General features: G+C 64.3%; 8 protein-coding genes. 4 read left to right on the forward strand and 4 right to left on the reverse strand.

Translation table 11 applies throughout. The annotated features are described in order from the left end of the window. Window position 1: 1 nt before the first annotated feature. On the reverse strand, window positions 2-1,273 hold the full coding sequence (locus AC56KW_RS15735) for a YeaH/YhbH family protein (protein WP_497171614.1): 1,272 nt from the start codon (window positions 1,271-1,273) through the stop codon (window positions 2-4). A 600-nt stretch (window positions 1,274-1,873) separates the two neighbouring features. Next, window positions 1,874-3,796 (reverse strand): PrkA family serine protein kinase, encoded by a 1,923-nt coding sequence (locus AC56KW_RS15740; RefSeq protein ID WP_497171615.1) that lies wholly within the window; start codon window positions 3,794-3,796, stop codon window positions 1,874-1,876. Window positions 3,797-4,429: 633 nt separating this feature from the next. Here AC56KW_RS15740 and AC56KW_RS15745 point away from each other — a divergent pair. Genes AC56KW_RS15745 through AC56KW_RS15760 form a run of 4 tightly spaced genes read left to right on the forward strand, consistent with a single transcriptional unit; the run spans window position 4,430 to window position 9,813 of the window. Beyond that, on the forward strand, window positions 4,430-5,437 hold the full coding sequence (locus tag AC56KW_RS15745) for an adenosine deaminase (protein ID WP_497171616.1): 1,008 nt from the start codon (window positions 4,430-4,432) through the stop codon (window positions 5,435-5,437). A gap of 21 nt (window positions 5,438-5,458) precedes the next feature. Beyond that, window positions 5,459-7,990: an ABC transporter permease gene (locus AC56KW_RS15750; protein WP_497171617.1), complete on the forward strand. Its 2,532-nt coding sequence runs from the start codon at window positions 5,459-5,461 to the stop codon at window positions 7,988-7,990. Between the two features lie 56 nt (window positions 7,991-8,046). Then, entirely contained in the window at window positions 8,047-8,472 is a 426-nt protein-coding gene (locus AC56KW_RS15755) for a group II truncated hemoglobin (RefSeq protein WP_497171618.1), read from the forward strand. 9 nt (window positions 8,473-8,481) lie between these two features. Then, window positions 8,482-9,813 (forward strand): DNA recombination protein RmuC, encoded by a 1,332-nt coding sequence (locus tag AC56KW_RS15760; RefSeq protein WP_497171619.1) that lies wholly within the window; start codon window positions 8,482-8,484, stop codon window positions 9,811-9,813. 272 nt (window positions 9,814-10,085) lie between these two features. Here AC56KW_RS15760 and AC56KW_RS15765 read toward each other — a convergent pair whose 3' ends face one another. Together AC56KW_RS15765 and moeA are read right to left on the reverse strand one after the other, a co-directional pair. Next, window positions 10,086-10,622: an REP-associated tyrosine transposase gene (locus AC56KW_RS15765; protein ID WP_497171620.1), complete on the reverse strand. Its 537-nt coding sequence runs from the start codon at window positions 10,620-10,622 to the stop codon at window positions 10,086-10,088. 750 nt (window positions 10,623-11,372) lie between these two features. Continuing rightward, window positions 11,373-13,244 (reverse strand): molybdopterin molybdotransferase MoeA, encoded by a 1,872-nt coding sequence (gene moeA / locus AC56KW_RS15770; RefSeq protein ID WP_497171621.1) that lies wholly within the window; start codon window positions 13,242-13,244, stop codon window positions 11,373-11,375. Window positions 13,245-13,262 lie beyond the last annotated feature (18 nt).

Genomic DNA, 13,262 nt, shown 5'->3' on the forward strand with positions numbered 1-13,262 from the left:
GCTATTTGGCCTGCTTCTTGAACAGTTCCCGGAATACCGGATAGATGTCGGCCGGGGTCACGATCTTCTGCATCGCGAAATTGCGGTGCTGGGCGGCGACGTCGCAGTACTGTTCCCACAGGTTTTGCGGCGGTCCATCGGTGATCTCGACATAGGTGTAATACTGCACGCGCGGCATGATCGCGCTGGTAAGAATCTGCTTGCACAGCACCGAGTCGTTGTCCCAGTTGTCGCCGTCGGACGCTTGCGCCACGTAGGCGTTCCAGTCGGCGCTGCCGTAGCGCTCGGCGATCACTTTCTGCAGCAGGTGCAGGGCCGAGGACACCACCGTGCCGCCCGACTCGCGCGAGTGGAAGAACTCGTTCTCGTCGACCTCGGCCGCCGCCGTGTGGTGGCGGATGAAGACGACGTCGATTTTCTCGTAGACCCGCTTGAGGAACAGATACAGCAGGATGAAGAAGCGCTTGGCCGTGTCCTTGCGTGTCTCGTCCATCGAGCCCGACACGTCCATGATGCAGAACATCACGGCCTGGGTGCTGGGCTTGGGTACCTTGATCCGGTTCGAGTAACGCAGGTCGAACGGATCGATGAAGGGAATGGCGTTGAGGCGGATGTGCAGGTGGTGGATGCGGTCCTTCAGTTCGATCACCTGCTCGTCGTCGGACGGGGCGCCTTCGTCGAGCAAGGCCTGCAGTGCTTCCTCGGCTTCGGCCAGGCGGCGCCGGGCCGGGCCGCCGACGGCGATGCGGCGCCCAAGTGCGCCGCGCAGCGAGCGCAGCACATGGATGTTCGACGGCGTGCCGGACACGTTGTAGCCGGCGCGCTGGTTCTTGTACTCGATGGTCTGGGTCAGCTGCGTCTTGACCATATTCGGCAGCTCAAGATCCTCGAAGAAATAATTCATGAATTCTTCGCGCGATAGCTCGAAGATGAAGTCGTCCTCGACAGTCTGTTCGCTATTGCCGGCGCGCCCGCGTCCGGGCCCCCCGGCGCCACCGAGTGGCCGGTTGAACTGGTCGCCCTTCTGGTATTCGGTATTGCCGGGGTTGACGGTTTCGTAGACGCCGCCGTGGGCGTGGCCGAAATGGGGTTCATTCACGTCCTTGACGGGAATGGTGACCTTTTCGCCGTTCTCGATGTCGGTGATCGAACGGCCCTTGATCGCGCGGCCGACCGCGTCCTTGATCTGCGCCTTGTAACGGCGCAGGAAGCGTTCGCGGTTGACCGCTGACTTGTTCTTGCCCTGCAAGCGACGGTCGATGAGGTAAGTCAAAACAGGCCTCCTGCTCATGCTCAATATAAGCGCGGAACTGTCGGCACACGATCTACCGCTCGCGCCCTGGCGCCGTCGCAAGCGACGACACCCCTATCTTAATACGCTACGCGAACGAGCGTGCGACGCACGCGTATCGTTGCCGGTTGCTGTGTGGCAGCCTGCGGCCACACAGCAACGCCCCGGGCGTAGGGTGGACGGATTCTCCGTCCACGCGTTCAACTAACGCTTGATCTGCCACATCGCGTACTTGATTTTGAACGCGTGGACGGCAGAGCCGTCCACCCTACGTTGCTACTGCTTGATCTGTTACATCGCGTACTTGGTTTGAACGCGTGGACGGCAGAGCCGTCCACCCTACGTTGCTACTGCTTGATCTGTCACATCGCGTACTTGGTTTGAACGCGTGGACGGCAGAGCCGTCCACCCTACGTTGCTACTGCTTGATCTGCCACATCGCGTACTTGGTTTGAACGCGTGGACGGCAGAGCCGTCCACCCTACGTTGCTACTGCTTGATCTGCCACATCGCGTACTTGGTTTGAACGCGTGGACGGCAGAGCCGTCCACCCTACGTTGCCGGTAGCGCGCATGGGCGCCGTTAAGAGGACTTGCGCACACGCAAATACCATTCGCACAACAGACGCACCTGCTTAGGTGTATAGCCTTTCTCTACCATGCGGGCCACGAAGTCGGCATGCTTGTTCGCATCCTCGGCACTCGCTTTTGCATTGAAGGAAATCACCGGCAACAGTTCCTCGGTATTCGAGAACATCTTCTTCTCGATCACGCTGCGGAACTTCTCGTAGCTGGTCCAGGCCGGATTCTTGCCGGCATTGGTCGCGCGTGCCCTGAGGCTGAAGTTGACGATCTCGTTGCGGAAATCTTTCGGATTTGAAATCCCGGCCGGTTTCTCGATCTTTTCCAGTTCGGAATTGAGCGATTCGCGGTCGAAACTCTCCCCGGTATCGGGATCGCGGAATTCCTGGTCCTGGATCCAGAAGTCGGCAAAGGTCACGTAGCGGTCGAAGATGTTCTGGCCATACTCGGAATAGCTTTCCAGGTAGGCGGTTTGAATCTCCTTGCCGATGAAATCGACATAGCGCTGCGCCAGGTGTTCCTTGATATACGAGAGGTAGCGCTGTTCGGTCTCCGGCGGGAACTGCTCGCGCTCGATCTGCTGCTCGAGCACATACAGCAGGTGTACCGGATTGGCCGCCACCTCGGTATTGTCGAAGTTGAAGACCTTTGACAGGATCTTGAAGGCGAAGCGGGTCGACAGGCCGTTCATGCCTTCGTCCACGCCGGCATAGTCGACGTATTCATGCAGCGACTTGGCCTTCGGATCGGTGTCCTTGAGGTTTTCGCCATCGTAGACCAGCATCTTGGAGAAGATGCTCGAGTTCTCGGGGTCCTTCAGGCGCGACAGCACGGCAAATTGCGACATCATGCGCAGGGTGCCGGGTGCGCACGGCGCCTTGTCGAGCGAGGAGTTGCGCAGCAGCTTGTCGTAGATCTGGATTTCATCGGACACGCGCAGGCAATACGGCACCTTCACGATATAGATGCGGTCGAGGAACGCCTCGTTGTTGCGGTTGTTGCGGAAGGTCTTCCACTCGGATTCGTTCGAGTGGGCCAGCACGATGCCGTCGAACGGGATCGCGCCGAAGCCTTCGGTACCCTTGTAGTTGCCCTCTTGCGTGGCGGTGAGCAGCGGGTGCAGCACCTTGATCGGCGCCTTGAACATCTCGACGAATTCCATCAGGCCCTGGTTCGCCAGGCACAGCCCGCCGGAATAGCTGTAGGCGTCCGGATCGTCTTGCGGGAAATCCTCGAGCTTGCGGATGTCGACCTTGCCGACCAGCGAAGAGATATCCTGGTTGTTTTCGTCGCCCGGTTCCGTTTTTGAAATCGCGATCTGCTTGAGGATCGACGGATAGCGTTTGACGACGCGGAATTTATTGATGTCGCCGCCGTATTCGTGCAGGCGCTTGACGGCCCACGGACTTGGAATGGCGCGCAGGTAGCGGCGCGGGATGCCGTAGTCTTCTTCGAGGATGGTGCCGTCTTCTTCTTCGCTGAACAGGCCCAGCGGCGATTCATTCACCGGCGAGCCCTTGATCGCATAGAAGGGCACGAGTTCCATCAGGCTCTTGAGTTTTTCGGCGATCGACGATTTGCCGCCGCCGACCGGGCCGAGTAAATACAGGATCTGCTTGCGCTCCTCGAGTCCTTGCGCCGCATGGCGGAAATAAGACACGACCTGCTCGATCACTTCTTCCATGCCGTAGAACTCGCGGAAGGCCGGATAGATCTTGATCACCTTGTTGGCGAAGATGCGCGACTGGCGGGGATCGAGGCGCGTATCGACCAGGGTCGGCTCGCCGATCGCGGCCAGCATGCGCTCCGGCGCGCTGGCGTACGTCAGCGGGTCTTTCTTGCATAGCTGGAGGAATTCGGCGAGAGAGTATTCCTCTTCCCGGGTACGCTCATAACGGGCCGCATAGTTTTCAAAGATGCTCATTGAAGTTCCTTTAATGTGCCAACAACGAATCACTGTCACAGCAGCTCATGCTGGAGCTGCCCGGGGCCCCGGTATCTTTGTCACGTACTCCAGTTTCGGTCGACACGTGCCGCGCCGGGATGGCCGGCGCCGTTTGTGGAATTCACGTGCGCTTGCTTTGTTGTCGATCAGGCGGATAGCCAAATCCATGCGCTTTGGAGAACGATTTTTTTTGCGTTTATGAAATTTATTATGTGCCTATTAGTTTCCGAAGTCAAAGCAGTGTCGTGCGAGCTGTTGAAGTGGTAAAGCGTGCAGAATGTAACGATCGAAAGTCGGTTTTTGCAGGCGTCGCGGCGGCCCTGGGAAGATGGGACCGGAACACGGCGTCGAGGCCGGTTTGAACGAGAAGAGCGGCATGCCGGCGGTAGTTCCATTTTCTTCCGTTGTGCGCCGATAGTGCACGAACTGCTCAACACACGGCGCACGCGAATCGGGTCCGTCCTTGGGTATGCCTCCATAGACGAACCGGGCTGTTTTCGCCGCGGCGCGGCTGGAAAGCCGGCATGCGTTACACTTGTCGATCGGTTCCGGTCGGCATGGCCGATCGGCCCGCACTTCGCATATTTACTGATGTACCTGCTGGAGAAAACCATGCTCGACGAACGCCTGCGCGACCTGCTGCAGAACATGCCCAAGGCAGAACTGCACATCCACATCGAGGGCTCGCTCGAACCAGAACTTATTTTTGAGCTTGCGCAAAGAAATGGCGTTAAGCTCGCCTACAGCTCGGTCGAAGCGTTGCGCGAGGCCTACGCTTTCAGCGATCTCCAGTCCTTCCTCGACATTTACTATGCCGGCGCCAGCGTGCTGCTGAAGGAACAGGACTTCTACGACATGACCGCAGCCTATCTCGCGCGCGCGCATGCAGATAACGTCCGCCACGCCGAGATCTTCTTCGATCCGCAAACCCATACTGCGCGCGGGGTGCCGTTCGAGACCGTCGTCAACGGCATCTGGCGCGCCTGCCAGGATGCGCCGCTCAGCGCCAGCCTGATCATGTGCTTCCTGCGCCACCTGTCCGAAGACGAAGCGATCGCCACGCTCGAAGAGTCGCTCCCTTACCGCGACAAGTTCATCGGCGTCGGCCTCGATTCGTCCGAAGTCGGCCACCCGCCCGAGAAGTTCGCGCGCGTATTCGAGCGTGCGCGCGGCCTCGGCCTGCGCCTGGTCGCGCATGCGGGCGAAGAGGGGCCGCCAGCCTATATCGAAAGCGCGCTCGACGTGCTCAAGGTCGAGCGCATCGACCACGGCGTGCGCAGCCTCGAAAGCCCGGAGCTGGTCGAGCGCCTGGCGCGCGAGCAGATGGCGTTGACCGTGTGCCCGCTGTCGAACATCAAGCTGCGCGTGTTCGACGTGATGGGTTCGCACAACCTGCGCATGCTGCTCGACGCCAATCTCGCGGTGACCGTCAACTCGGACGATCCGGCCTATTTCGGCGGCTACGTCAACGAGAATTATTTCGCCGCCTTCGACGCGCTGCCGCTGGATGAAAGCCATGCGCGCCAGCTGGCGCGCAACAGCTTCCAGGCCGCCTTCGTCGACCCGGAGCGCAAGCGCGCATTCCTGGCCGAAGTCGACGCGTTCTTCGCCGCCGCCTGAATCCCACAACGGAGACCATCCATGTTCGTCCAGGCTCTTCGCATGACGGCGCGCGACTGGCGCGCCGGTGAGCTGCGCTTCCTGCTGGTGGCGCTGATCGTCGCGGTGGCGGCCTTGAGTTCGGTCGGCTTCTTCATCGACCGCATGCGCTCTGGCATGGACCGCGACGCCCACCAGCTGCTCGGCGCCGACCTGCTGGTCAATACCGACGATCCGGTGCGCCAGGAGTGGCGTGACGAGGCGCTCAAGCGCGGCCTGGTGCTGGCCGATACCGTCACCTTCCCGAGCATGGCGCAAGCCGGCGAGGGCGACGACTCGTTGGCCCAGCTGTCGTCGATCAAGGCCGTCTCGCCGGGCTATCCGCTGCGTGGCCAGATGAGCATCACCACCGACCCGATTGCGGCCGGTGGCGCGCAGGGCCAGCCGACGCGCGAGGTGCCGGCGCGCGGCACGGTGTGGGTCGATCCGGGCCTGCTGCCGCAACTGCGCACCGAGGTCGGCGCCACGCTCACGCTGGGCAACAGCCAGTTCCGCATCGCCCAGCTGATCGCGACCGAGCCCGATAAAGGCGCCTCGTTCGCCAACTTCGCGCCGCGCGTGATGCTGGCGCTGGACGACCTGAAAGCCACGGGCCTGGTCGACGACTTCGCGCGGGTGAGCTTCCGCCTGATGGTCGCCTCGAAGGACGCAAACGACATGGCGGCGGTGCGCGACTACGAGCAGTGGTTGCGCGCGCAGATCCGGGCCAGCAATATCAAGGGCGTGCGCATCGAGACGCTGGAAAACGGCCGTCCGGAGATGCGCGCCACGCTCGACCGCGCGGGGCTCTTCCTGTCCCTGGTGGGCCTCTTGTCGGCGATGCTGGCGGCGGTTGCGGTGGCGATGGCGGCGCGCCGCTTCATGGGTCGCCACCTGGACGCCTGCGCCATGCTGCGCTGCCTGGGCCTGACCCAGAACCAGGTCACCGTCCTGTACCTGCTCGAATTCGGATTCATCGGCCTGTTGGGCAGCGTGATCGGGGTGCTGGTCGGCTTCGGCGCCCACTTCGTGCTGCTCGAGATGATCGCCTCGCTGATCAGGACCGACCTGCCGCCGGTGTCGGCGCTGCCGGCGCTGCAGGGCATCGCGACCGGCATGCTGCTGCTCGTTGGTTTTGCGCTGCCGCCGATCCTCCAGTTGCGCAACGTGCCGCACAACCGCGTGATCCGGCGCGAGCAGGGTGCGCCGCGGCCGGCCGCGCTGGCGACCTATGGCCTGGGCATCGGCGTGTTCTTCCTGCTGCTCCTGTGGCAGGCGGGCGACCCGACCCTGGCCTTGATCACCGCAGGCGGCTTCCTGGGCGGCTTCGCGTTCTTTGCGCTGGTGGCCTGGCTTGGGTTGCAGGCCTTGCGCCGCATGCGCAGCGCCTTCAAGCACCAGGCCTGGCGCTTCGCCGTCACTTCGCTGCAGCGCCGTCCCGGCGCCACCGTGGTGCAGGTGGTGTCGCTGGCGCTGGGCCTGATGGCGCTGCTGCTCCTGACCGTGGTGCGCGGCGACCTGATGGCGGCGTGGCAGCTGGCGACGCCGGCCGACGCGCCGAACCGCTTCGTGATCAACATCCTCCCCGAGCAGAAGACCGGCGTCGAAGGCCAGCTGGTGGCGGCCGGCGTCAAGGAACCGGTGCTGTACCCGATGATCCGCGGCCGCCTGACGGCGCTCAACGACAAGCCGATCACGCGCGACACCTTCGCGGACGGCGAGGCGCGGCGCCTGGCCAACCGTGAATTCAACCTGTCGACCACGAACGTGCTGCCGCTGGCGAACGAGGTGGTGCAGGGCGAGTGGTTCACCGATGGTCCCGGCGTGGCCGAGGCCTCGGTCGAGCAGAGCATCATGGAGCGCCTGGGCCTCAAGTTGGGCGACAGCATGCGCTTCGACATGGCGGGTCTGCTGGTCGAAGCGAAGATCACCAGCGTGCGCAAGCTCGAATGGGGCTCGATGCGCGCCAACTTCTTCGTCATCATCAATCCGGCGGCGATGGCGGACGCGCCCACCACTTACATGACGGCCTTCCACGTGCCGCCTGAAGGCGCAAATCTCGGCAATGCCTTGACGCGCAACTATCCGAACCTGACCGTGATCGACGTCTCGGGCATCATCCGCCAGTTGCAGGACGTGCTGGACCAGGTGGTGACGGCGGTCGAGTTCCTGTTCCTGTTCACGCTGGCCTCGGGTGTGCTGGTGCTGTATGCGGCGCTGATGGGATCGACGTCCGAGCGCACGCGCGAGGCCGGCCTGCTGCGCGCGCTGGGCGCCACGCGCCAGCAACTGGCGCAGGCGCAGCGCATCGAGTTCGTGCTGGTGGGCGGCCTGGCCGGCCTGCTGGCGGCGACCGGCGCGGCGGCGCTGGGCTGGGCGCTGGCGACGTACCAGTTCAAGTTCCCCTGGGTGTTCGAGCCCGGTGTGTGGCTGGCGGGCCTGTGCGTCGGCGCGCTGTGCGCGATCGTGGGCGGCTGGCTCGGGCTGCGCGGGGTGTTGCGGCAACCGCCGTTGCAGACCTTGCGCGAGGCATAGGCGCCATGATGGCACGGCCGCGGACAAGGTCCGCGGCCGTGCGCTATCATGGCGCCATGTCTGAACATCACACCGAAACAAGCAACGAAGTACAGGCCGAACCGCAGACCCTGTACGAGATGATGGGCGGCGGCGAGCGCCTGCGCGCGCTGGTCGACCGCTTCTATGACCTGATGCAGCTGGAGCCCGAATTCGCCGGCATCCACGCCATGCATCCTGTCCCCAACGACAGCTCGCGCGAGAAGACCTTCATGTTCCTGTCCGGCTGGATGGGCGGTCCCGACCTGTACATCGAGCGCTACGGCCACCCGCGCCTGCGTGCGCGCCACCTGCCGTTCGCGATCGGCAGTGCGGAACGCGACCAGTGGCTGCGCTGCATGGCCTGGGCCATGGAAGACCTGGGCTACGACGATACGCTGCGCGTGCGCATGATGAATTCCTTCTTCCAGACCGCGGACTGGATGCGGAACAAGCGTGACTGATCGCCACCCATGACCGTTGCCGAAATCCTCATCCTGGTCGGCGTCGTGGTCAATGCCGGCCTGCTGGTCGTCGTCCTGCTGCGCACGCGCGGCAATGGCGACGGCAACCATGTCGAGCGCCTGGAGCGCGAACTGCGGCAAGAGCTGCAGTCGAGTGCCCAATCCACGCGCCAGGAACTCGCCGCGCACCTGACCCAGTCGATGGCGCAGAACCTGGGCGCCACCGTCCAGCAACTCGACAGCATGCGCCAGCAGATGCAGCTCCATTCGAGCAGCGGGCGCGAAGAACAGGCGCGCGCGCTGAAGCGCTTCGCCGACACCCTGCAGCAGACCCTGGGCAACCTCACCGAATCGAACGCCCAGCGCATGCTGGAAGTGCGCAACACGCTGGAGACCAAGATCCGCGACCTGCAGGGCGATAACGCGAAACGCCTGGAAGAGATGCGCCAGACGGTCGACGAAAAACTGCACGCGACGCTCGAGACGCGCCTTTCAGAATCGTTCCGCCAGGTATCCGAGCGGCTCGAGAAAGTGCACCAGGGCCTGGGTGAGATGCAGCAGCTGGCCATCGGCGTGGGCGACCTGAAGCGCGTGCTCACCAACGTCAAGACCCGCGGCACCTGGGGCGAGGTGCAGCTCGAGATGCTGCTGGAGCAGGTGCTGACGGTCGACCAGTACGCGAAGAACGTCGAGACGGTGGCCGGTTCGAACGCCCGCGTCGAATTCGCGATCAAGCTGCCGGGCGTCGTCGACGGCGGCGCGCCGCTCTGGCTGCCGATCGACGCCAAGTTTCCGAAAGAGCAGTACGAACGCCTGCTGGCGGCCGCCGACGTGGCCGACGCCGATGGCGTGGCGCGCGCCGGTGCCGAGCTGGAGCGGGCGGTAAGGGGCGAGGCGCGCACCATCTGCGACAAGTACGTGTCGCCGCCGCAGACGACCGACTTCGCCATCCTGTTTCTGCCGACCGAGGGCCTGTACGCCGAGGTAATGCGCCGTCCCGGCCTTGCCGACGACCTGCAGCGCACCTTGCGGGTGACGATCGCCGGGCCGTCGACGCTGGCCGCGCTCCTGAACAGCTTGCAGATGGGGTTCCGCACGCTGGCGCTCGAGAAGCGCTCGTCCGAGGTGTGGCAGGTGCTGGGGGCGGTCAAGACCGAGTTCACCAAATTCGGCGACGTGCTGGCGACCACCAAGCTGACCCTGGAGAAGGCGGCCAAGAACATCGAAAGCGCCGAGGTGCGCAGCCGCCAGATGGCGCGCAAGCTCAAGTCAGTGGAGGCGCTGCCGAGCGAGGCGGCGCAGCTGATGCTGGGACCGGATGGGCTGGAGCAGGACGACTGATTCATGCATTGTATGAAGCATGGGAACCATGTGAACCAATTAACCATGTGAACCATGTGAACCATGTGAACCAATGAACCATGTGAACCATGTGAACCATGTGAACCAGTGAACCAGTGAACCAGTGAACCTGTGAACCAGTGAACCTGTGAGCCTGTGAACCTGTGAACCACCGAACCACCGAACCACCGAACCAGTGAACATCTGACCTGCAACCCCGTGGACCATGTGGGGTGGGCGGCTTGCCGCCCACGCGTCCAGCCAGCCCCCGATCATTCCAGCCCGGCACCCCATTCCCCATCGATCCCGCCCCAGTCCATCGGGTAAACTCCCCCTCTGACATACCTCTGGAACGAAGAATACGGCCAGGCAGCCGCGCTGGCGGCATGACCATGTTTGACCGGGTTGTAATGGATGTAATCGGTGTATCGTTCCATTTCCACGTCATTCCTGATCATGCGTTCATAGAAGCGCCGCTGCCAGATCGCCGCTTCACCACGGCTCCGGCGTGATGCGGTACAAATGAAATCATCGTACAAACCACGGCAGGTCCACGAGACATGGTGCTTAATCTGGGACCAGCGCGTGGAAATGTCGAGATCTCCGTCCGGGAGGGTCCAGATGCAGTGGAGATGGTCAGGCATCAGGACGATCGCCTCGACGGTGAATGGCCGGCGGGCGCGTGTTCGGGTGAATGCATCGTGTAAAGCGGAACGAATCGCGTCGTCGCACAGGATCGGGCGACGGTGGTAGGCGACCAGCGTAAAAAAATACGTGGGGCCGGAGCGGATGCGGCGAAAGCGCGACATGCCGCGATCGTAGCCGCGACAGGCCAGGGCGCGGTGCGGCGGATCAAGGATTGGTTGGACGCGTGGACGGCAGAGCCATCCACCCCATAGGGCAGGCAGGGACGCGGCGCGGCGGATCAAAGACTGGTTGGACGCGTGGAAGGCCGAGCCGTCCACCCCACGAGGGCACAAACCGTGGAGAGGCGGGCCGTGGAAAAGTCGACCGTGGGGTGGACGGCTCGCCGTCCACGCGTTCAAATCGCGGTTGCGTTGTGATGCATGCGGTGGTTGGACGCGTGGATGGCAGAGCCATCCACCCCACAGGGCAGGCAGGGATGCGGTGCGGCGGACCAAGGATTGGTTGGACGCGTGGACGGCAAAGCCATCCACCCCATAGGGCGGGCAGGGACGCGGCGCGGCGGATCAAAGACTGGCTGGACGCGTGGACGGCCGAGCCGTCCACCCCACGAGGGCACAAACCGTAGGGAAGGCGGACCGTGAAAAAGCCGACCGTAGGGTGGACGGCTCGCCGTCCACGCGTTCAAATCGCGGTTGCGTTGTGATGCATGCGGTGGTTGGACGCGTGGACGGCAGAGCCATCCACGCCACAGGGCAGGCAGGGCGCAGTGCGGCGGATCAAGGATTGGCTGGACGCGTGGACGGCCGAGCCGTCCACCCCACAGGGCAGGCAAGAACGCGGCGCGGTGCGGCGGAACAAGGATTGGCTGGACGGCACCCATCCACCCCATAACACCAGGTCACATCATGCCGTCAGAACAAGCCCTCAAACGGCAGGATATCCACCATCTCCCCGGCCGCGACATTGCCTTGCCCATCATGCAGCACCACCATGCAGTTCGCCTCCGACATCGAGCGCAGGATGCCCGAGCCCTGTGCCCCGGTAAGCCGCACTTCTGGCTCCCCATCCGCCGCGCGGGCGACGATGCCGCGCTGGTACTCGGTCCGCCCGGGTTTCTTGCGGATCGCATCGACTGAGCGCGCACGCAGCAGCGGCAGCGGCGCCTCGGCCCCCATCATCCGCAACAGCGCCTCGCGTGCGAAGAAGTAGAACGACACCATCACCGCCACCGGATTGCCCGGCAGGCCGAACAGGAAGGCACTGCGGCCGTTCGACGCCACCCGGCCGAAGGCCAGCGGACGGCCGGGGCGCATGCCGATCTTCCAGAACGTCACGTCGCCCAGCTGGCCCATCACCTGCTTGGTGTAGTCCGCCGCGCCGACCGAGACGCCGCCCGAGGTGATGATCGCGTCGGCGTTCTCGCAGGCGGTGCGCAGCGCTTCTTCGAGCGCCTCGGGACTGTCGCGCACCACGCCCATGTCGATGATCTCGCAGCCCAGGCGGGCAAGCATGCCGTAGATCGTGTAGCGGTTGCTGTCATACACGCAGCCTTCGTCGAGCCTCTCGCCGATCGAGCGCAGCTCGTCGCCGGTCGAGAAGAACGCCACGCGCAGGCGGCGCTGCACGGGAATCTCGGCAAAGCCGAGCGAGGCGCACAGGCCCAGGTCGGCCGGACGGATGACGCGGCCGGCCTTCAGCGCGGCGCTGCCGGCCTTCAGGTCTTCGCCTGCCAGGCGGCGGTTGTCGCCGGCGCGGATCGCGCCCGCGCGCAAGGTCACCGTGTCGTCGGTGGCGCTCTCGGCGAATTCCTGCGGCAGCACGCTGTCGCAGCCGGCCGGCATCACGCCGCCGGTCATGATGCGCACGCACTCGCCAGGTTCGACGACGATGTCGAGTGGCTTGCCGGCAAAGGCGATGCCGGCCACCTTCAGGGTGACGACGCCGTCCTGGGGCAGGTCGCCGCCGCGCAGCGCGTAGCCGTCCATGGCCGAGTTGTCATGCGAGGGCACGTTGATCGGCGAGACCAGGTCGCGCGCCAGCACGCGGCCGAGCGAGGCGCGCAGCGCCACCATCTCGACGGCCCGCACCGGCTGCACGAAATCGCGGATGATGCGCTGGGCGTCGGCCACGCGCAGGGCGTCCGGATCGTAGCCGTTGATGCAGCTGGCCACCTGGGCCAGGCTGGCGGGGAAGGGCGGGGCGGTGTCGTCGAGGCCGCGCAGCTCGTCCAGGGTATTGATGTTGCGGAACGCATCGGCGTCGTCGAAGATGACCTCGACCGACTTCAGGTCGCGGTACCAGCCGTCGACGCGACGGCCGCCCTCGGCCAGGTAGGCCGACAGCGCCGGCAGCCGGTCCGTGCGCACCAGGCAGAACACGGGATGTGCTTGCGCGCGCATGCCCGGCTCCCGGGTCGCGGCGTAGGCGACGTCGGCATCGGCCTCTTTCAGTGCGGCGAACAGGCGCGCAGCCAGGTCAGCCGGCAGGAAGGGCGAATCGCAGGGCACGGCCAGCAGGTAGGGCGTGGCGCAGTGGCGCAGCCCGACTTCGAGCCCGGCCAGCGGGCCCGGATAGTCGGCTATCTCGTCCGGCAACACCGTCACCTCGAACGCACGATAGGTATCGAGGTTGCGGTTGGCGCTGATCGCCACCGGCCCGACCTGCGGCCGCAGGCGCGCCAGCACGTGCTCGACCATGGTGCTCGAGCGGAAAGGCTGCAGGCCCTTGTCGACATTGCCCATGCGCGAGCCGCGACCGCCCGCCAGTACCAGTGCGCTGATCATTCCTTGTTCCATGTGTCG

It is taken from the genome of Telluria sp. RT2P19 (assembly GCF_059685725.1).